Raw genomic sequence first — 20,149 nt, forward strand, 5'->3', positions numbered from 1 at the left:
GTCCCCCTGACGGCATCACCGACCGGGAGCGCGAGGTCCTCACCCTCGTCGGACGCGGCATGTCCAACCCCGAGATCGCCGCCCACCTGTCCATCAGCCCCGCCACCGCCAAGGCCCACGTCGCCCGCCTGCTCACCAAACTCAACGCCCGCGACCGCATCCAACTAGTAATAATCGCCCACGAATCAGGCCAAGTATCCCCACCCTGACCTCGCCGCTCACGAATGCCGGGCGGTGCTTGTGTAGTCGTCGACGGCCCCCAGGACCGTGCGGCACTCGCTCCAGGCATTCCCGCTCTCGCGCGTCCCGCACCGTTTTCAGCAGAGGTTCATATTCGCCGAACCGTTCCTCGTCCCGCTATAGCTGACCGCCACGGTCGGCGATTCTCCTGGCGTTCGTTGGCGTACATGTCAGTACTCGATCTTCAAGTGGGCGCCTGGCTTTTCTATGGCTCCTTCGTCTCGGGGGAGACCGGGGCGTGCGCTAGGTGGAGCGATGGTGATGAGGGGGTGACACGTGCGATTGTGGCTCCACGCTCGGATCTGGTCGGCCAGGCGTTCTGCAAGTTCGGGGCCTTTTGGGCCGTGGCCGATTGCTCCGAGTTCCCAGCGGCGTCCGGTGTCTTCATCGTCCAGGCGGCGTTGGGCGAAGTAGGCGAGGGAGGCGTTTTCGGCGATGGCAGGGCTGCGGATGGCGATGGCGGGCATGCACAGGCCGGTCTCGACGGCTTCGGTACTGGCGGCAATGCGGCAGGTCCCGGGTTCGGTGGCTGTCAGGCGGAGCCATACTCCGTCGAAGGGCTCATTCGGGCCGACGGTCACGCTCGACCAGGTCGCCGTCTTGGGATGGTTGAGGACGCCCTGGAGATCGGACGGGTTGATGGGTTGGTCGGTGTCCCAGTAGAGGGTGACGCGCTGGCCTGCGTCGATGGTGGCGCTGTGTTCGCCTGGTTGGCCGATCATGGGGACGAAGCCGCACAGTTCGACGGAGTCTGAGCGGAGTTGTTGATCACCGTGGGTCAAGGCGATGCTGCGGGTTTGGCCGCGCCAGCGTAGGGGGACGACGAGGCGTCCGCCGGGTCTGAGTTGATCCCACCAGGCGGGTGGGATATCCCAGGCGCCCACGGTGACGATGATGCGGTCGAACGGGGCGTGCTCTGCGGCTCCGAGCGCTCCATCTCTGGTGATCACTTGGATGTGGCCGTATCCGTTGGCGTCGAGTGCTTGTCGTGCCTGCGCGGTGACCTGGGGGTCGATGTCGACGGTGGTCACGTGGCCGGATCGTCCGGTGAGTTCGGCGAGGTAGGCGGCGTTGATGCCGGTTCCGGCGCCGATCTCCAGGATGCGGTCGCCGGGTTCGACGTTGAGCTGGTCGAGCATGGTGGCGACGAGGGTGGGGACCGACGAGCAGCTCAGTGCAGTTCCGTCGGCGGCGCGTTTGGTGATGACTGCTTTGTTGGGGGCGTAGGCGTCTTTCAACAGGGTTTCGGGGAGGAAGCGATGGCGGGGAACGGTGTGCATGACTTTCTCGACCCGGGCGGAACGGGGTCGGGCCTTGACGATCTGGTCCACCATGTCGGCGCGTAGGAATTCAGGTGGAGCGTCGGGAGCGGTGTTCATTGCAGTCCTCGGGTTCCATGGGCGTGGGTGGACGGATTGGTCGTTGCTGCGGTGTCAGCCGTTTAGGAGAAGACAGGCGTCCCAGCGGGGTGGAAGCCGGCTGTCGGCAGTGATCTGGGCCAGCTTCGGCCCGGCTGTGCCTTCTAGGAGTCCATTGCCGGGTGGGAGTCCATGGCGATTGGAGTGGTGGTGCATGCGTGTCAGCAGGTGCCGGTGATGCTCGGCCAGGATCTTCCCGGAGTCGGTATCGCGTGCGTCTGCGGCGACTCGCCAAGTCGCGTGGACGAGGCCGGCCCAGCCGTGGCACAGCGAGCTGTCGCGCAGCTGGGAGAGGTGGTGCTCGTCTGTCACGCAGCAGGAGAGGGCGTGCTCGGCGAGGTGTTGTCGGTGCGTGTCCGCGAGTGCTATTCCGGCAAGTTGTTGCGCGCGGACCAGGCCCGGAGTGCCGTAGCACCATGAGGGCCGTTGCGGGCCGGGTTGGCGGACGGTGCGCAAGCGCCATTCGGTGAACGAGATGACCCCCGGCCACCATGTTCCGAAGCGACTGTGGCGACAGCAGTGGTCCAGAAAAGCGCAGATTTGGCGGATGGATTCGGCGTGTCCGGTGACCGTGATGCCGCGTCTCATCGCCACTGACAGTAGCGCCAGCGGCCCGGCGATCCCGTGTGCCATGCCAAGGTTGCCGTGCCCGTCTGGCCAGTGGGGGGACGGACGGCTGTTGGGCCCGTGGCGGCACCACCAGCCCGGTACGGTTTCGTCGCCGAATTTCAGGGGCTTGGTCAGCCGTATGAGGTAGTTCAGGACGTCTCTTAGCAGGTCGCCGCCGTTATGGCGGTGCAGCAAGTAGGCGCCGAGGCCGGTCAGTCCGCTGATGAGGTCGAACTCGCGCGACACGGGTAGCCGTCCGTCGTCGATGCGTTGGTGCGCCTGCTGGAGGCGGTGCTGGATGAGGGTGGTGATGTGCTGGTCCAGGGCCATCAGGGCGTGGGTGTAGGCGGCATCATCGGCAGTGTGGAGAGCGAACGCGACGGCTGGGGCACCGCGGAAGAGCCCGGAGACTTGCGGGTGCGCGGTGATCGGATTGCGCGTCATGGCGGTGACCCAGCGCCTGACAGTGGTCTGGTCTCCGGTACTGGCGCGGGTGCGTTCGATGTGGAGCAGTGTGATGCCCGGCGCACCGTTGGCGAGGGACTGGCTCCAGCCTGGTGCCGGGTCGATTGCCGGTGGTGTGGCTGTAGGCCGCATCAGCGCTGTGCTCGTTGGGCGAGCGCCGACTGCCGGGCCAGGCGTCGGCATTGTCGTTCGCGGTCACGGTCGATGCCCATGGCGCGGTTGTGATGCATGTGCAGCAGGGATTCCAGGACGGCGTCGGGGTCGGCATCGGCAGGAAGACGTTCCCGGTAGTTGGCGAGCGCTGCGGTGCGATCACGCCATGCCCTGACGAGGTGGTCCAGGTGGCTTGTCAGCTCAAGCACCGCGATGTCATGCGCCAGGGTGGCAGCTTGGTCCATGACACTTCGACGGATCGGAGCCGCGGTTGGCGCGGTGCGATCGATCAGCCATGCCGCGGCTGCTTCGAGGCCGCCGAGGAAGCCTCCGGCGATGTGCAGCATGTTTGCTGCCGCCCAGGCGAGGGGGTCGATGGCCAGGGCCGACAGGTGCCGGAGCCCGGCCGTGACCACTCGGGTATCGGCGCCGAAGACGGCTTCGGCCGCTCGCATCGCCTCTCCTGGCCCGTAGCGGCCGACCTCGGGTCTGTAGGTGTCGAAGACGAGCGATCCGGCGGCACCGTCACGCCGCAGCCCGGCCGCCCAGTCCGCGACCGCGGTCACGGCGGCCGCACAGTTCTCGCTGTCGGGCGTGTAGACACGCAGGCGCAGGTGGTCGGTCTCGTATGGGCTGCGGTACCGGACGAACCAACACGGCACCGGAACAGCCGGGCCGTCGCTGTGTGCGGTGTCGCCGAGTGTGGTGAGGAGTTCGGAGAGGCGCTCGGTGATGATTGCTTCGTGCTGTTCGGGGTGAGAGAAGATTTTCGCCTGCAACCAGGCGCTTTCGCTTGAACCGGGCGAGTGCCCGTGATCGGTGTTGGTTACCAGAGGGAGCGAGCCGCGGAGCGGACACGGTGCAGGCGGGCGGGTAGTCACCAAGGGGACGGCGACCTCGTGCACATGTCCGTCCAGCCATCCGCAGTCCTCGGCTGTGGTGCTCTCGGTGAGGATCGCGTGCCCGTGACGTTCCAGGTGCGCGTGCAGCAGGAAGGCGTGGGCCGGCTCATCGAGGGAGATCCGCAGGCTGCGGTCGCCATCGCGTAGCTCCACCGCGGAGGGACAACGCCACCGCTTCCGCCAGCGGTCGAGGGCTTGCCGCCATTCTTGCTGGTCGACTTTGCCCGGCGAAAGATCCGTGCCGGTGAGGCGCCATCGCGCTGGCGCGATGACGATGCGCTGGAAGCGGATGCGGGGAAGGAACGGCAGGTGACGGGCGTGTGGCCCCCAGTCGAAGTCGTGCCAATCCGCGGTGAACGCTCGTGTGAGGTGTGCTAGGAACCGGGCCAGCGGCGGGGGCTGCTTCTCCAGCGCGAGCGCGTGGAACACCTGCGGTTCGACAACGCGCCGCTGCGAGATGCTGACCAGATGGAGGCGGTCCTGGGTCGCGGTGATCGCGAGGTCGTCCAGCGGCAGCACTGCCTGGGTACTGGTCCGGTGCTCCCCGAGAGGGAGGATGTGGGAGAGATACGCCGGGGTACGGCAGATGTTCTCAGCGTGCGGGTAGACGGGTGGGAAGGACATCTGGACGGGCAGTGCCGCCTCACTTGCGGTCGGCGCTGACCGGTACATCTGCTCCAGACCGGCCCCGGTGGCCAGTGGCGTGAACCGTGAGGTCAAGGTCCCAGCGGCACGAGCGGGCGCGATGGTGAGCGTGTAATCACCGCGCTCCAGGGCCTCGGAGCTGGCGGCGTTGACGCGGGCGGCCATCTCGACGTGCGGGGGAACTTGGAGCTCGTCGAGATGTTCGCCATCGGTCAGCGAATCGATGACGTCTTCTTCAGACAGCTCGATTTCTGTGGTTCTGTCGGCCATCGCCTGCCAGGCCAGCGCCAGCAGCCGCTGTTGCCTGGCAGGCGGGACGGGGACGGGGGCCGGCAGGCCGCTGCCTGGGTAACCGGCTGGATATCCCAGACCCGCGTTGGGATCGACGACATCGGCGAGGGGGACCAGCACGCCGGTGCCGTACCTCTCGCAGAACCTGGCGTGATAGTCCCGCCAGGCCGCCTGCCCTGCCGGTCGACGCGTGAGACGCACCAGCAGGTCCGCCGCTCGTTCCAGGTCGCAGACGAGTCCACGAGGGAGCTGCACGTCGCAATCGAGTTGCAGGTCCACGGCCAGCGCGGTTCGCCCAGCGGGCGACAGATCACGCATCCGCCGGACGAGCCCCTGACGCGTTCTGGCTCCAAGAGCATCAGGAGCGTGTTCGCGGTTGTGCTGTCGAACCTCGGCGCGGAGGATATCGAGCTCCCGCAGCAGCGGCGCGATGTCAGGCAGGTCGCCGGCTCCGACATCGTGGAGGCGGTCGGTCAGATGGGAGAGCGGGCAGATGACCGTGAACGGTGCACGCAACGAGGTGATCAAGAAGCCTCGCTCGACGAGCACGGTCAGCATCGACCGGGCCGTCATCGCATCGGCATCCGGGTAGGCGCCGGCGAGCCTGGCGGCCAGGGCGCCGAACTGTACGGGAGCCGCCGCTGCCTCGCGGACGGCTGCGACCGGCTCGGTGTAAGGGACGCTCACGCGATTCGGACCGCGCGGCACCTGTAGTTGCCCGCCCCGCACGGCCGCGAGGTTGCTGAACGCCACATCAAGGCGTTCCAAGAGCTGTGGGCACGCCTCCAGACGGGTGATGACGTCGGACAGCCATTCAGCGTCGACACGGATGATCGGACGGTGCTTGTTCCCCCAGCGCACTCGGGTGACCGGCGCGACCGACACCGGGGCGACACCGGCGAACAGCCCGAACGGAGTCGGACGGCCAGAAGCGCGCAGGATATAGCGGGCGACGGACGTGGCGGCACGTCGTACCTGCCTGGTAGATAGGGGCTTGCCGACGCAGATCATGTCGAGGCGGCCGGCCAAAGCCGGGCTGGCGTGCCGGACCGCCGCGGCGAAGTCGTGCTGGAACCAGACCTGGCGCAACCAGGCACGCGCCGTCTCAGTGTCGGTCAAGTCTGGCCACATGCGCGGTAGACCGTGGGCGGTGTGGTTCAGCGGCACGACCGCGGCACGCAGGAGGGCGCCACCATCGTGCCGGTAGAGCGGAGTGCGGTGAGGCGATGCGGGCATCGGTACCTCCAGCGTCCCGGTCTTGAAGGGAAGGGGCCGGAGAATGCCTCCGGTCCCCGAGGTGCTGGTGATGGATCAGCTCAGCTCACACACCGCTGTTGCACGATGAGTCGCACGTGGGGGCGCACCCGTCGTCGGTGTTGCAGGGCGCGGAGGCGTCACTGGCCTCAACGTCCGTGATGACGGTGACCACGAGATCGAAGTCGCTGGCCGGCGCGGGATTCGAGGAGATGGGCACGTACCTGTCCTTCCTATGGCGGCCAAAGCGCGGATGCCCTGACCTCGGAAACATGCGCACCGTCGGGAACGGCCAGTGCGGGCTGTCACGTCGCCGGCCAGGATTCGCACGTAGCTTGCGTGCGGCGGTCCTCTCCCGTCCCGGCAACGATTCACCGAACCGATTGCCGTGTGCTGGCTAAGAAGTTAGAACCGCAGGCAGGCCCTAACCCGGAAAGAAATTCCGGGGTCGCTTCCCAGGAGGGATCCGCGATGACCGATCACCGGCAACACCTGTCCCCGGGGCAGCGTGTGGCGTGGCATCGCGTCCGTCGCGGCATGTCCCAAGAAGTCCTGGCCGGGCTCATCGGCCGTACCGAGGATTGGCTCAGCAAGATCGAAAATGATCGGGCGGCCCTTGACAGGATCTCCGTGATTCGCGCACTCGCCGACGCTCTGGGCATCTCGGTCTTCGACATCATCGGCGACCAGCAGGTACCCGTCCACGGGGCATCTGCCGTCCAGATCTTCGACATCGGCAGAGTCCGTTCCGCGCTCACCGACTACCGGCAGCTCTCACCCCTGCTGGCAGCCGTCGAGGCCGAGCCCGACCCGCCGCCCCTGGACCTGCTCCGCCGCGACCTGGCTGAAGTGATGGCCGCCTACCAGAGCTCACGGTACGGCCGGATGCTGAGCCGGCTTCCCGTACTGCTGACGCAGACCAGTCTGGCCGCCCGCGAGCACGCAACTGCCGAGCTGCGAGACGCGCACAGGCTCGCCGCACTGGCGGGCCAATCCGCAGCGATGATCCTCACCAAACTCGGCGAGACCGACCTGGCCTGGGTCGCCGCCCAACGTGGCCTGGCCGCCGCCGAACGCACCGAAGACCCCGCCATCACCGGGTCGCTGTTCCGCTCGGTCATCCACGCACTCCAGTCGCAAGGCCGCCTCGACGACGCCAACGCCATGACCGAACGCGCGGCCATCCACCTTCGCCGCAACCTGAACCATACCGACCCCGCGCTGCTGTCGATCCACGGCACCCTCCTGCTCCCCGGAGCCGTCGCCGCCGCCAAGGCCGACGATCGCGCGACCGCCGACGACTACCTCGCACAAGCCGAGCAGATGGCCGACGACCTAGGGGCCGACGCCAACCACCTGTGGACGGCGTTCGGCCCCACCAACGTCCGGATCCACCGCGTCGTCGCCGCGATGGCGCTGGGAGACGTACCCGTGGCCCTCGACCTCGCCCCCGGCATCGACACCGCCCATCTGCCTGCCGAACGCGCCGTCCGCCACAGCCTCGAACTGGTCAGCGCCTACCACGCACGCAACAAGGTCGACGCAGCGATCGAGGAACTGCTGGCTGCGGAACGCCGTGCGCCGGAGCAGATTCACGCGCACGTCATGAGCCGCCAGCTCGTGCTGAAACTGCGCGCCACCGCAGCAGGACGCCGGAGCCGGATCCTGGCCGATCTCGCCCGCCGCATGAGGCTGATCTGAACGATCTCCTACCCTCGACCCGTGACCGAAGACCCCACAGCGACTTTCGCCCGCGCCCGCGCCGCAGCCGGCGTCCTGTTCTTCAACGAACATGACCAGATCATGCTGGTCACCCCGTCCTACAAGGAATACCGCGACATCCCCGGCGGCTACGTCGAGACCGCCGAAACACCCCGGCAGGCCGCAGCCCGCGAAGTCCAAGAGGAGCTAGGTATCGAGCCGCCGATCGGTCGCCTCCTCGTCGCGGACTGGGCCCCGAATGCCAGCGAAGGCGACAAGATCCTCTTCATCTTCGACGGCGGAACGCTGCCCACCGACCAGCTCGCCGCCATCCGGCTCGACTCCGCCGAACTCACCGGCTACGGCTTCCACGACGTCGACCAGGCCCACGAGCTCACCATTCCCCGGCTGGCCCGGCGCCTCATCCACAGCCACGCCGCTCACCACGAGGGAATCACGCGCTACCTCGAACATGGGGAACAAACACCCTGAGAAGCGTGGAACGCAGCCGTCACCGCCGAGCGGCTGCGCGTCGTCCACGCTCGGTGGTGGTGATCACCGGAGTAGGAGACGTACAGCGTGTCCCGTGCCATACGGTGCATCGTGCCGACTCGGACGCAATCCTGAGCCGATCCACTGGCCGCCAGAGACGCGGTGCTGCTCCCCTCGGCCGCGAGAGCGTGCTCGATCCCACCGGCGCCGCTGACGAACCGGGTCGCGATCCAGATGGCATGCGGACTGGACCGAGGACGACGCGCCGGGAAGGCGTTCAACCAGTCCGTGATGCCGTCCTGGGACAGGATCCTCCCATCCGTCTGCCCCGCCGTGCGGCTGATGCACCGGCTGCGGCCCACGCTGAGCTCGCCGACTCCTGCGCGCGTCCTGATGATCTCTACGTCAAGCTCCGCAGCGACCTGAATGCAAAGACCTGGTACCAACCGGAAAATTCCTGACCCGGCTCGCCGCCGCGCAGTGGACCCGCAGGCAGTGCGCGGGCTGATCTGAACCACTGAAGTAAACGCGGGGCAGGCTGCGGTACTCACGCGGACATGGGGATCTGTACTCATGACCCGGGACAGGGGGCGGCGGAAACTCGGGGCATGACGAATTCCAAGGCGCCCTCGGCGGCCAGTACCACCGCGTTCTTCGTCCAGGCGGCGATCTCGTTCGCCGTCTCCAGCGTCGCCATCGCGTTCGGCGTCGCCTACCTGCCGGTCAATCCCTGGGTCCGCGCGTTCCTGGCGCTCGGCGTCCTGTACGTCATCACCTCCACATTCACCCTCGCCAAATGCGTGCGCGACAAGCAGGAGATCCAGAACATCACCAACCGCGTCGACCAAGCCCGCCTCGACAAACTGCTCGCCGAACACGATCCGTTCACGACGCAGAACATTTGAGCCCGTCACGGGACAGACCGGGCGAACCCGCCCCCACCGAGCAAGAAGGGTGAGTGGAGGACCCACGACAGCGAGAAGTTCTGGGTACCGTGCGTGCTGTGCAACGGGTCGGGAAACAGTGACACCGGAAGCCGCCATGAGGGCGGTACCTCGCGAGCTCTTCATTCCTGATCAGATCTTCGTCCTCAACGAGAGGAATTACCTGATACCCGTCCACCGCAGGGAGGATCCCGAGCGTTGGCGGGCGGCGGTGGACGCTGATGACGCGGTGGTCACACAGACAGCCTTCGATCCGGCCATTCCCGCCGAGTATCGCAACGCCGCTACCGGTGCCGGGGTGGAAGCGACCAGCTCCAGCAGTGCCCCCCGCATCGTTCAGAGGATGCTTGAGACTCTGGATCTTCATACCGGGTCGGCCGTGCTGGAGATCGGAACCGGAACGGGCTGGAATGCCGCTCTCTTGTCTCGGCTCGCTGGCACCGAGAATGTGCCCACGGTCGAGATCGATCCGGACCTGGCGGAACAGGCCCGTGGCAAATTGAGGCAGACTGACTGCCCAGTCGAAGTCATCACCGGGGATGGCGAACTCGGCTACCCCGCGAACGCTCCCTATGACCGCGTGATCTGTACGGCGGCCGTGTCAGTTCTGCCCTATTCATGGGTGGAGCAGACGCGGGCAGGGGGCGTCATACTCGCTCCTTGGGGCCCGATACATCCCGACTGGCCTCTGTGCCGTCTCGTGGTGGAAGAAGATGGCGTCGTGCACGGGCGGTTCATTGCGCCGTCAGGGTTCATGCCGCTCCGGGGGCAGCGTCCAGCCCGATTTGCCACGCAGGACGCGGAGGAGCGCTGGAAAGCCCTCGGTGAACCTGCGATCAGCCGCTACGGCGTCACCGTGACCCCGGAGGGTCAAACGATCTGGTTGGACTCACCCGACAACCCGATCACTCCCTGAGGAACCGGGACCCGCCCCGACTGAATCTCCGCAGGTCAGCCTGCACCCTCCGGGGTGGCGCGGAGGGTGACAGCGGTGCTACGCCGCGTCCGGCTCCGCCCCGGCCCGGCCCGGCCGCCGATCAGGCAGCCGGGGTGAGGGCGAACCCGGCTATCGGCCCTCTATGGTGAGCGCTCGGTTGGGGCAGGCCGCCACGGCGTGCTTTGCGAGAGGGATCTCCTCCTCGGACGGCTCCGGACGGAGGATGACGACGCGTCCGTCTTCCTCGTCCTGGTCGAAGAGGGCGGGGGCCTGGAAGGCGCATTGGCCCGCGCCGCGGCAGGAGGTGAGGTCCGCTCGGAGCCGTGCGCTCACCATGTCACCGGAAGCGCGTGGACGCCGTAGACGAATTCGCCGTCACGGAACCGGATATCGCTGACATCGCAGTCGAGCCGCAGGTCCGGGAAGCGCGCGAAGAGCCGCGCGAACGCGACGTCCAGTTCGACGCGGGCGAGGGTCTGGCCGATGCATTGGTGCATCCCGTATCCGAACGCGACATGGTGGACGGGCGGCCGGTGGATGTTCAGGGCGTCCGGTTCCTCGAAATGGTCCGCGTCGCGGTTGGCGGACGAGAGGTACACCAGGACGCCCTCGCCCGCGGACACCCTGACGTCCCCCACGTCCACCGGCTCCAGCGCCACCCGCGGCAGGCCCAGATGGGTGATCGTCAGGTGCCGGAGCAGTTCCTCCACGGCCGGCCGCACCAGCGCGGGGTCGGCCCGCAGCGCGGCGAGTTGGGCGGGATGGCGCAGCAGCGACAGGGTGCCGAACGCCAGGAGGTTCGCGGTGGTCTCGTGTCCCGCCACGAGCAGGAGGCGGGCCATCACGGCGAGCTCGTCCTCGGTCAGCTCGCCGGTGATGACACGGCGCTCGGCGACCCTGCCAAGGAGGTCGTCGGTGGGCCGCCGCACCTTGTCGCGGACGAGCCGGGAGAGGTACTCGCCGAGGTCGGCGAGCGCCGCCGCGGTCTCCTCCTTGCTGAGCACCAGCGACAGCGACGCCATGCTGCGCTCCTGGAAGAAGTCGTGGTCGGCGTAGGGGACGCCGAGAAGGTCGCAGATCACCAGGGACGGCAGCGGGAACGCGAACCGCGAGACCAGATCGACGGGCGGTTCGAGGCCGTCCAGCAGATCGTCCACCATGCGTTCGATGGCGGGCCGCATCGCGTTGATGCGCCGGACGGTGAACTCGGTGGTGAGGACGCGGCGCAGCCTGCCGTGCTCAGGGTCGTCCATTCGCAGGAACGACAGCGCGCCCGGCTCCGGCGGCAGCGGGAAGGCCCGCGGGAAGCCCGGATGCTGGTCGTCCGCGCTGAACCTCGGATCGGTGAGCACGTCGCGCGCCTCGTCCAACCGGCTGATCAGCCAATGCTCGGAACCGTTCCGCAGACGGACGCGCGCGGGCGGCCCCACGGCCAGCTCGGCGGGCGGATGAAAAGGATCTGTGCGGCGGCCGGGGAATTGAGGTGCCATGGAGTCCTCCCATGATTCCCGTGATTCGGGAAGCCGTTGACAGGAGAACCCCTTCAGCCGATCTCCGAAAGGCTCGCCGAGGTGACGTCATGCTGGAGGAACGGCGATAATGACCGTCCTTCTTCCAGGTTGCGCGGTGCCTTGATCGAGCGGGTGGCGTTCAGGTGGCGGTGATGAGTGCTTGGAGTTCGCGCGCGGCTGGAAGCTCCCGCGCTTTGTCGGGCAGGGCTGTGACGACTTGGCGGGCCGCCGATTGCACGCGGGCAATGCGTCGTTCCTGCGGAAGTTCCGTGACGATCTGAAGCCCCTGCGCGAGTGCCTCTTCTGGATCTCTCCGTGCGCAGAGAAGGGCCTCATGCAAGGCGATCTGCACCGTGGCGTACGTGTTCGGCCGATGGAGGCCATGAGCAGCGGCCTGGGCTTCACTGGCCCGCCTCACGTCTCCCACGAGTGAGTACGTACGGCTCTGGTTAAACCGCAACCGCTCTTCTCCCCATTGTCTGTCGCCAGTGCTCGGAAGCCGCTCGAAGAGCGTTTCGACTTCGTGGATAGTAGCGATCGACGAGTCCTGATCACCGACCGCTGCATAGGCCCATGCCACTTCGGCTACCGAGTAGATCAGGGCGAAGCTCGGCCGCTCGCCCGCGAGGCGTCGCGCCTCTCTTGCGAGCAAGAGAAGTTCCGCGGGGTCCTCGCGATCGTCCTGGAACCGGTTCGTCACCTCCCAACTGCGCGTCAGCGAGGCGAGACGGTGGTCGCGCGATTTATCGGCCAGCTCACGTGACGTGGTCCACCAGCGGTGTGCATGACGACGGTTCCCCATCTCGAACATTCCACCGGCGATGAGGAATGCGTGGCGAGAAGCCGCATGCGCGAGATCGCGGTCGATGCCGTCCGGCTGCTTGCGGCGAAGGTGGGGGGCGATATCGGCCCAGTCCCAGGCGAGAGCCGTCAGCACGACGGTGGGAGGGTCGATCCGGTAACTGGTCGCGTGAACCTCGTAGGCGTTCTCCCAGTCGTCGAGCATGGACCGGGAGACGGTCGCGCCGGGGAGGGTCGGTTCGCTGGCCTGCCATGCGCTGGTGAGCGTGGTGAGGATCGGGGCGATGGTCGCGTCGGCGGCCAGGACGGTGCCGCCTTGGAGGAGCGCTCTGCGTCGCACGGGGTCGTCCCCCTGACTGGAGGGTCGTGGATCTGCCTCCAGAGTAGACGGCAGGTCATCCCGCCAGTCGAGGCCGACCGTCCCGAACAACTCGTCGTAGGGGATGTCGTAGGCGATCGTGTAAGCCTCCGCCCAGTCTCGGGGAAAGTTCTTGCCCTTCTCCCAATCGAGAATCTGCCGGGCCATGTTCCTGACCCTTTTCGGGTCGGGGGCGATTCCCACGGCGCTCAGCAGCTTGCGAGCCATGCCGTGTCTGCTCCATCTGCGCGCCTTGCGTTCGGCCAGGAGACGAGCGCCAACAGCGCGGCGTTCCTGTTCGGTCATGGTGTCGGCACCCTTCCGCCAGGAGGACGACTCCTCCCGTCCCCGCCGTGCCGCCATTATCCACTCTCCGTGACGGCTCGTGCACAGTTTTCGGAAGTTCGTCGGCCATGCGGCGTCCCACCGTCCCACGGCCTCCGGTGATCTTCGTGGAACTGTCGGACCCCGCTGCGAAGGTGCTTGCGGCTGAGGAATTCGGGCCCGTGAGGGGTCCGGGCTTCGGTAGTTTGCCGGGTCCATGATCGTCCTTTCCGGGGCTGGGGGTCGAGGGTTGTGAACGCGGAGGTTGCCGCCTGGGAGCGGCGGAGCGCGGTGCGGGTGGTGCCGCCCGTCGAACCGCGCAAGCTGGCGAAGGTCCCCTTCGTCGAGCTGGCGGACGGCCGGTTGCAGGGGGTGGTGTCGAGCGGCTCGGACATCGCCCGCGTGTACGTCTCGTCCATCGCGGCGGGGACGCACGGTCTCAGTTGCAGCACCAACAACAACCGGCCGTGCGGCGGGCTGGGCGGGTCGTACGTGTGCAAGCACCTGCGGGCGCTGGCCGACGAGGCGGTGCGGCAGTACGGGCTGGAGCGGGTGGCCCGCTATCTGCGGGTCGAGGCCGGTGAGGGCGACAGCCTGATCGACTGCGTGAGCGGGTCGCACGAGCCGGCGCAGGCCGCCGTGGTGTTCAGCAGGTTCCTGCGGCATCTGGCCTATCTGGAACTGCCGGGCGTCACCGAGCCGCTGGTGGAGATGCACTGGTTCCCGGCGGTGGGGGCCCGATGATGCTGGGTGTGCAGCTCGGCGAGCTGCTTGACGGCACCCCGTCCGGGGTGGACGAGGCGCTCGGCCTGGTCGACGGGTTCGACGAGGCGCTGGTGCACGGGTTCGGGCGGCTGGGTGAGGAGCGGGGGGCGGCGCTGGGCGCGCTGGCCGGTGCCCTTCAGGGCTCGCCGCTCGGGCGGCCGGTGGGCGAGGCCGTCGAGAAGGTCGCCGCCGGGTCGGTCGCGGACGAGCATCTGGCCGCGCTGGCCGGGGCCCGCAGCGCGGTGTTCGGCGCCGTGCACGACGCCCTTCTTGGACGGCTCGACGATGCGCTCGGGCGTGAGCGGGCCCGCTGGGACGAGCCGCAAAAGGCGGTGGACGTCCCGGAGAACCTGCTGAGCGGGGCCCGGTCATGGCTCGGTGAGGTGGCCATCGCCGGATGGCGCGGCGTCGACCATGACCTGGTGTCCGCGTCCGACCAGACGGTGGAGGCGCTGCTGGCCGAGCCTCGGCTGCGGAGGCTGGCGGTGCTGCTGGACGGGCTGGCGGCCGAGCTGCGGGCGTCGTGCCCCGTGGCGACGATGGACCGGCTGCCCGCGCGCCGATGGGCCGACCTGTGGGCGCGTGGTGCGCTGCTCGCGCGGGCGGGCTACGCGGGCGGCCCGTCCGGGACGGTGTCGGGTCGGCTGCTGCCGCTGGGCGTCGACGTGCACGAGCATGGGACGGCCGTGCGGATCGAGGTCCACGGCGTCCTGGAGCCGTCCGGCGGAGCGCCGCGCCTGGTGCGGACGGGCGTCGCCGTGGCGAAGGTCGACACGATCGTCGGTCCGGCCGTGTGGCAACTGCTGGGCCGGTACCCCGTCCTAATGAACGCATTGGCCGGGCGCCGGAGCCTGGACGTGCGAGACCTTCCTCTGCTGGACGGCCACCTGGTGTGGGACGAGTCCCGTGCCGAGGCGGGCGAGGCCGCCGAGCCGTTCGCCACCGCGCGGGTCATGCTCGCCGGAGCGCTCGCCCCGGCCGTCCCGCCGCTGGACCGGCATCCCGTGCGGATCTCCGAGCCCGTCCTGCTGGAGGGTTACGCGGTCGACGGCACCACCTGGGAACTGGACGGGCACCGCATCGACGTCGACGTGGAGCGGCTTCCGTCGTGCGGCCCTCTCACCCCTGAACTGGTCGCCGCGTCGTCGGCGTGCATCGGGCTCGTCCGGTGGGACGGCGGGCGGTGGACGCTGCAACCGCTGGCCGTCCAGGCGACGGTCAAGAAGAAGCCGGTCGAGGCGCACACCGGCGACTGGGCGCTCGGCGCCACGGATCCGAAGGTCGTCAAGGCCGTGGCGAAGTCCGGTGACGTCGTCGCGGTGCTCCAGGAGCGGGCGGGACGGTTGCTGCGCAAATGAGCGAATCCGACGACACCCGGCGGCAGGTCCTCTACTGGCGGCTGCTGGCCCGCGTGTTCGACCCCGAGGAGCAGCCGTCGCTGGAGGCGGCGAGCGTCGCCATCGTGGACGATCTGGGGCTGCCGCCCGCACTGCTCGACCCGGACGTGACGCTGGACGACCTCGTCCAGCGCTTCCCGGAACTGGACGCGGAGCTGGACGGCCTCATGGCGCCCCGCGACGACGAGGACGGCGCGCGCGTGCGCAGGGCGGCCCTCGTGTCCAAGCTCCTGCTCAACGTGTTCTCCACGGGCACCGGCAACGTCACCGCCACCCAGCTGGCCTGCTGGCAGCAGGACGCGGGGCGGCTGCGGCGGGCGCTCGGCGACGAGGGCGCCGAGCAGGTCGGCGGCGTCCTGACCGAGCTGGAGGGCGAGCTGGTCAAGCGCATGCAGCTGCGCGAGGTGCTCGCCGACTCGCGGCTGGCGAACCGGCTGACGCCGAGCATGTCGCTGATCGAGCAGTTGCTGCGCGACAAGGCCAACCTGTCGGGCGTGGCGCTCGCCAACGCCAAGGCGCTCATCCGCAGGTTCGTGGACGAGGTCGCCGAGGTGCTGCGAACGCAGGTCGAGCAGACGAGCGCGGGCACCATCGACCGGTCCGTCCCGCCGAAGCGGGTGTTCCGCAACCTCGACCTGGAGCGGACGATCTGGAAGAACCTCGTCAATTGGAGCCCCGACGACGAGCGGCTCTACGTCGACCGCCTGTTCTACCGGCGCACCGCCAAGCGGACGACGCCCGCCAAGATGATCGTGGTGGTCGACCAGTCGGGCTCGATGGTCGGCTCCATGGTGAACTGCACGATCCTGGCGTCCATCTTCGCGGGGCTGCCGAAGGTGGACGTCCACCTCGTCGCCTACGACCACCGGGCCCTCGACCTGACGCCGTGGGTGCACGACCCGTTCGAGGTGCTGCTGCGGACGACGCTCGGCGGCGGCACCGACGGGACGGTCGCGATGGCGCTCGCCCGGCCGAAGATCTCCGATCCGCGCAACACCGTGATGGTGTGGATCTCCGACTTCTACGACGACCGGTCGCTGATCAACGACTTCGCGGCGCTGCACCGCTCCGGGGTGAAGTTCATCCCCGTCGGCTCGGTCAGCAGCTCGGGGCGCGGGAGCGTCGACCCGTGGTACCGCGAGCGCCTCAAGAGCATCGGCACGCCCGTGATCTCGGGCCATGTCCGCAAGCTCGTGTCCGAACTGAAGAACTTCCTCGCCTGAACCGCCACCCCATGCTCGCTGAACCGCCACCACAGAGGAGACGTGACGAATGACCGACGAGATGCTGCGCGCCCCGGCCGAGATCAAGTACGCCGAGGAGCTGGACTGGCTGGAGTCGATCGACGACTCGCCCAAGCCGTTCTCGTGGCGCCTCAGTCCGAAGATGGTGCGGCTGTTCGTGCTCGGTTCCGAGCGTTCGGACGGCCTCGACCGGGAGATCCCGCAGAAGTGGTTCGGTGACCGCAGCTTCGTGGAGCGGAGCATCGTCACGCTCGCGTCCGACCGGGGGCTGCTGCTGATCGGCGACCCGGGCACGGGCAAGAGCTGGCTCGCCGAGCTGCTCGCGGCGGCGATCTGCCGGAACTCGACCCTCGTCGTCCAAGGGACGGCGGGCACCACCGAGGACCACATCAAGTACTCCTGGAACGTGTCCATGGTGATCGCCAAGGGCCAGTCGCGGGACTCGATGATCCCCTCGCCGATCATGACGGCGATGGAGGCGGGCGTGATCGGCCGGTTCGAGGAGCTGACCCGCTCGACCAGCGACGTCCAGGACGCGCTGATCTCGATCCTGTCGGAGAAGTACGTCTCGATCCCGGAGCTGGACACCGACAATATCGTCTTCGCGCAGCCCGGCTTCTCCATCATCGCGACCGCCAACAGCCGCGACCGGGGCGTGAACGACCTGTCGTCGGCGCTGAAGCGGCGGTTCAACTTCGTCCGGATCCCGGTGGTGACGAACAAGCGCAGCGAGGCGGAGATCGTCCGGTTCCGCACGGCCGAGCTGCTGCGACGGCACCAGATCGACCTGGAGCTGCCGCCCACGCTGCTGGACGTCCTGCTCCAGAGCTTCGCCGACCTGCGCGCGGCGGCGGCGTCGGCCACCAGCGACGACGAGAAGCTGGAGTCGGCGCTGTCGACCGCCGAGCAGATCGGCGTCCTGGAGGACGCCATCCTGCACAGCCAGTTCTTCGGCGACCGGACGCTGCGCGCCGAGACGCTCGGCGGCTCGCTGGTCGGCTCCCTCGCGCGCCGCTCCCCCGAGGACCTCGCCATCCTGAACAAGTTCTGGCACGGCGTCGTCGAGCCGCGCAGCAAGAAGGACGAGGACGGGGAGTGGCGCGGCTTCCTCGAAGGCGGCTGCCAGGCGATCTCGACGCTGTCATGAGCCTGTTCGGCCCGCTCCGGGAGCAGCTGCGCGGCGCCGCCGAGGCGTTCGGCGGCGAGGACGCCGTGTCCGGCATCCTGTCGGGCCTGGTCGACGACGTCGACCGGGCGCTCGGCGAGGAGCTGGAGATCTTCCCCGTGTGCCACCACTCGCCCGCGTCCGCGCTGGCGATGGCGCGGCGGCTGCGCGACAAGCGTCCCTCCGTCATCTACCTGGAGCTGTGCGAGGACCTCGCGCCGCTCCTGGACGAGCTGCGCAACTGCCGTCTGCCGGTGGCGCTCCAGGCGTTCGCCGGCGAGCTGGACGGCTTCCCCGCCGCGTGGGCGCCGCTCAGCGTGATCGCGCCGATCACCGAGGCGTCGGCGGAGTACCAGGCGATCGCGTACGCGCTCGACACCCCGGGCGTGGAGATCGTCCTGGTCGACCGGTCCACCGACCACGTGTTCCAGTGGGAGCCGCGCGACGGCGGCCCGTCCGACCCCGGTCCCGACGCGGACGACGACGAGGCGGCCCTGCACGGTGACGCGGTCGGCGTCGAGATCGGCGACCTGCGCCCCCGGTTCGCCGAGCTGGAGGCGCACCTGCTGCACCACGGCAAGGTGCGGCACTGGTCGGAATGGTGGGACCAGTACGTCGAACAGCCGCTGTCCAGCGCCGACTACGCCACCTACCGGCAGGTCATGGTCCTGATCGGCAGCCTGTTCCGGCGGCTGCGCCCCGAGCGCGACGACCGCGACCGCCGCGACGAGGACCGCGAGCGCTACATGTGGACGCGGATGCGCGAGCACCTGGCCGCGACGGGTACCGACCCGTCGGGCTGCCTGTACGTGTGCGGCGCGTTCCACGCGGCCAGCCGCGTGGAGCAGTTCGGCCTGTCCTCCGCCGAGCCGTTCGAGATCACTCCCCGGACGGCGACGCGCTGGCAGTACGGGCTCATCCCGTCCAGCCACTCGGCGATCGAGGCGCAGTTCGGCCTCGCGTCGGGCTCGGTGTCCATCGCGGCGGCGACGTTCACGAAGGCCCTCAAGCGGAGCAAGGTGCAGCCGTTCCGGCTAGAGGGACAGCAGGGCACGTCCAAGCGCGCGCGGGCCGCGGCACCGGCCGTGGAGGAACCGGCCACCGACCGGCTGTCCGGCTTCCTGTCGATCCCACCCGTCCTGGACGGGCTGGACGAGGCGGAACTGCTCGGCTGGTGCGTCGACATCGTCCGACTGGCCCGCCGCAACGGCTACCTGTCCAGCACGGCCGACGCCATCGCGGTGTTCGAGACGTCCATCCTGCTCGCGGGCATGCGGGGCCGGGCCCGTCCGACGCCGTACGACTTCCAGGACGCCGCGGTCACCTGCATCGAGAAGGACGCCGTGCCGGGCCGCCGCGACGTGCGCCGCCTGTGCGAGATCCTCCTCGGCGGCGACCGGATCGGCCAGGTCGGCTACGAATCCCTCCCGCCCCTGGCCCGCGACGTCCTGGACCGGCTGAAGCCGCTCGGGCTCGACCCGCAGAAGCGCACCATCCAGCGGGCACTGCTGAACCTCGACGCGAACCCGGAGCTGGTGCCGTGCTCGCACCTGCTGTGGATCCTGCGGCGCCTCCTGCCGGACGGCGCCGTCCGTCCGATCATGGGCTCGCGCAAGCTCGGCGAGCGGTCGATCCAGGAGAGCTGGGACCTCGCCCTCGGCCGCAACCAGCGCGCGATCGTCGAGCTGGGCTACGAGGGCGTCACCGTCGAGCAGGTGCTGGAACAGCGCCTCCGCCGCTCCGTCTGGGACCCGAAGGCCACCGCCGCGCTCGCCCTGGAGGCCGTCGAGGACGCCGTCCTGTACCTGAACGGCCGGCGGTTCACCGACGAACTGGGCGCACGGGCGGTCGAACTACTGGCCGCCGAACGGACGGTCGACGACGCGCCAGAGGTGCTGCGACGGATCCGGCGCCTCCTCATCTACTACCGCGCGACGGAACCGGAACTCCCGGCGTGGTGCCAGGCGTTCGTCACCGAGGGATACGCGCACTACTGCACGCTCCTGCCGACCGCGTTCGTGGACGAGGACACCGGCGTCCGCCAGGTCGCCGCCATGCTCGGGTTCCTGTTCGGCATGGAAAGCCTGGCCCTGTCGCTAGGCTGCGACCACGCCCAGCTGGAACTGGCCGTCCGGCAGTCGCATCCGGAGGCGCCCGCGAAGGCGGCCCTTCTGTGGGCCGCCAAGTCGCAGCTCGGCCTGATGCCGCTCGCCGACCTGCGGAACAGATGCGACGAACTCCTGGACAACCCGCTCGTCATCCCGTCGTTCCCGCTGTACATGAGCGGATTCGTCCAAGCCCTCGAACCGGCCCCCGCCCTGGCGCCGGTCGTCGTCGAGGTGATGTCGAAGGCGTTCGCGCGGCTGCCCGACACCGTCCTGCTGCCGTGGCTGCCGGGCCTGATCACGACGCTGCGCGAACACGCACGAGAGCTGGTACCGGTACTCGTCCGCGAGGCCGGCCGCACCTTCCCCGCCACCCTGCCCGCGCTGGACGCCTGGGTGCCGCCATGGTCCTCGTCAGCGAAACGGCC

General features: G+C 68.7%; 16 protein-coding genes. 10 read left to right on the forward strand and 6 right to left on the reverse strand.

Annotation, left to right across the window (positions count from 1 at the left end):
* On the forward strand, positions 1-209 hold a 209-nt coding region (locus E1298_RS27275; RefSeq protein ID WP_131898173.1), incomplete at its 5' end, for a helix-turn-helix domain-containing protein.
* Positions 210-410: 201 nt separating this feature from the next.
* Here E1298_RS27275 and fxlM read toward each other — a convergent pair.
* Genes fxlM through E1298_RS27290 form a run of 3 tightly spaced genes read right to left on the reverse strand, consistent with a single transcriptional unit; the run spans position 411 to position 5,842 of the window.
* On the reverse strand, positions 411-1,619 hold the full coding sequence (gene fxlM, locus E1298_RS27280; RefSeq protein ID WP_131898175.1) for a methyltransferase, FxLD system: 1,209 nt from the start codon (positions 1,617-1,619) through the stop codon (positions 411-413).
* 54 nt (positions 1,620-1,673) lie between these two features.
* A complete protein-coding gene (locus E1298_RS27285; RefSeq protein ID WP_131898177.1) occupies positions 1,674-2,864 on the reverse strand; it encodes a lanthionine synthetase C family protein in 1,191 nt (396 codons plus the stop codon).
* On the reverse strand, positions 2,864-5,842 hold the full coding sequence (locus tag E1298_RS27290; RefSeq protein ID WP_207944863.1) for a lantibiotic dehydratase: 2,979 nt from the start codon (positions 5,840-5,842) through the stop codon (positions 2,864-2,866). The genes E1298_RS27285 and E1298_RS27290 overlap by 1 nt, the downstream gene beginning before the upstream one ends.
* A 525-nt stretch (positions 5,843-6,367) precedes the next feature.
* Here E1298_RS27290 and E1298_RS27295 point away from each other — a divergent pair.
* The 4 genes from E1298_RS27295 (at position 6,368) to E1298_RS27310 (ending at position 10,030) form a co-directional block, all read left to right on the forward strand.
* On the forward strand, positions 6,368-7,678 hold the full coding sequence (locus E1298_RS27295; RefSeq protein WP_207944864.1) for a helix-turn-helix domain-containing protein: 1,311 nt from the start codon (positions 6,368-6,370) through the stop codon (positions 7,676-7,678).
* Positions 7,679-7,699: 21 nt separating this feature from the next.
* The gene (locus E1298_RS27300; RefSeq protein ID WP_131898181.1) at positions 7,700-8,170 is read left to right on the forward strand and encodes an NUDIX domain-containing protein; all 471 of its coding nucleotides are present in this window, start codon (positions 7,700-7,702) and stop codon (positions 8,168-8,170) included.
* A gap of 608 nt (positions 8,171-8,778) precedes the next feature.
* The gene (locus tag E1298_RS27305) at positions 8,779-9,075 is read left to right on the forward strand and encodes a YiaA/YiaB family inner membrane protein (protein WP_131898183.1); all 297 of its coding nucleotides are present in this window, start codon (positions 8,779-8,781) and stop codon (positions 9,073-9,075) included.
* A gap of 136 nt (positions 9,076-9,211) precedes the next feature.
* Positions 9,212-10,030, forward strand: coding sequence for a methyltransferase domain-containing protein (locus E1298_RS27310; protein ID WP_131898185.1), 819 nt, complete (start codon positions 9,212-9,214; stop codon positions 10,028-10,030).
* Positions 10,031-10,180: 150 nt separating this feature from the next.
* Here E1298_RS27310 and E1298_RS27315 read toward each other — a convergent pair whose 3' ends face one another.
* From E1298_RS27315 to E1298_RS27325, 3 genes are all read right to left on the reverse strand, one after another.
* Positions 10,181-10,387 (reverse strand): ferredoxin, encoded by a 207-nt coding sequence (locus E1298_RS27315; RefSeq protein WP_131898187.1) that lies wholly within the window; start codon positions 10,385-10,387, stop codon positions 10,181-10,183.
* A complete protein-coding gene (locus E1298_RS27320; RefSeq protein ID WP_131898189.1) occupies positions 10,381-11,541 on the reverse strand; it encodes a cytochrome P450 in 1,161 nt (386 codons plus the stop codon). Before E1298_RS27320 ends, E1298_RS27315 begins: the two co-directional genes overlap by 7 nt.
* 160 nt (positions 11,542-11,701) lie before the next feature.
* Positions 11,702-13,027, reverse strand: coding sequence for an NsdA family TPR-like regulatory protein (locus E1298_RS27325; protein ID WP_131898191.1), 1,326 nt, complete (start codon positions 13,025-13,027; stop codon positions 11,702-11,704).
* Positions 13,028-13,297: 270 nt separating this feature from the next.
* Here E1298_RS27325 and E1298_RS27330 point away from each other — a divergent pair, with 270 nt between their 5' ends.
* From E1298_RS27330 to E1298_RS27350, 5 genes are all read left to right on the forward strand, one after another.
* Positions 13,298-13,789: a hypothetical protein gene (locus tag E1298_RS27330; protein ID WP_131898193.1), complete on the forward strand. Its 492-nt coding sequence runs from the start codon at positions 13,298-13,300 to the stop codon at positions 13,787-13,789.
* Complete coding sequence (locus E1298_RS27335) at positions 13,786-15,168, forward strand: hypothetical protein (protein ID WP_341770650.1); 1,383 nt, start codon at positions 13,786-13,788, stop codon at positions 15,166-15,168. The genes E1298_RS27330 and E1298_RS27335 overlap by 4 nt, the downstream gene beginning before the upstream one ends.
* Complete coding sequence (locus E1298_RS27340; protein WP_131898195.1) at positions 15,165-16,430, forward strand: VWA domain-containing protein; 1,266 nt, start codon at positions 15,165-15,167, stop codon at positions 16,428-16,430. The genes E1298_RS27335 and E1298_RS27340 overlap by 4 nt, the downstream gene beginning before the upstream one ends.
* A 49-nt stretch (positions 16,431-16,479) precedes the next feature.
* Positions 16,480-17,598 (forward strand): ATP-binding protein, encoded by a 1,119-nt coding sequence (locus E1298_RS27345; RefSeq protein WP_131898197.1) that lies wholly within the window; start codon positions 16,480-16,482, stop codon positions 17,596-17,598.
* Positions 17,595-20,149, forward strand: a 2,555-nt coding sequence (locus tag E1298_RS27350; protein WP_131898199.1) for a DUF5682 family protein, incomplete at its 3' end; no start/stop codon positions are given. The genes E1298_RS27345 and E1298_RS27350, both read left to right, overlap by 4 nt.

This window comes from Actinomadura rubrisoli (genome assembly GCF_004349215.1).
GTDB lineage: Bacteria > Actinomycetota > Actinomycetes > Streptosporangiales > Streptosporangiaceae > Spirillospora > Spirillospora rubrisoli.

Coding starts and splice junctions, on each gene's coding strand:
- E1298_RS27325 (WP_131898191.1), bottom strand. CDS start 13,027: ATGACCGAACAGGAACGCCGCGCTGTTGGCGCTCGTCTCCTGGCCGAA.
- E1298_RS27305 (WP_131898183.1), top strand. CDS start 8,779: ATGACGAATTCCAAGGCGCCCTCGGCGGCCAGTACCACCGCGTTCTTC.
- E1298_RS27345 (WP_131898197.1), top strand. CDS start 16,480: ATGACCGACGAGATGCTGCGCGCCCCGGCCGAGATCAAGTACGCCGAG.
- E1298_RS27285 (WP_131898177.1), bottom strand. CDS start 2,864: ATGCGGCCTACAGCCACACCACCGGCAATCGACCCGGCACCAGGCTGG.
- E1298_RS27340 (WP_131898195.1), top strand. CDS start 15,165: ATGAGCGAATCCGACGACACCCGGCGGCAGGTCCTCTACTGGCGGCTG.
- E1298_RS27335 (WP_341770650.1), top strand. CDS start 13,786: ATGATGCTGGGTGTGCAGCTCGGCGAGCTGCTTGACGGCACCCCGTCC.
- fxlM (WP_131898175.1), bottom strand. CDS start 1,619: ATGAACACCGCTCCCGACGCTCCACCTGAATTCCTACGCGCCGACATG.
- E1298_RS27320 (WP_131898189.1), bottom strand. CDS start 11,541: ATGGCACCTCAATTCCCCGGCCGCCGCACAGATCCTTTTCATCCGCCC.
- E1298_RS27310 (WP_131898185.1), top strand. CDS start 9,212: ATGAGGGCGGTACCTCGCGAGCTCTTCATTCCTGATCAGATCTTCGTC.
- E1298_RS27315 (WP_131898187.1), bottom strand. CDS start 10,387: ATGGTGAGCGCACGGCTCCGAGCGGACCTCACCTCCTGCCGCGGCGCG.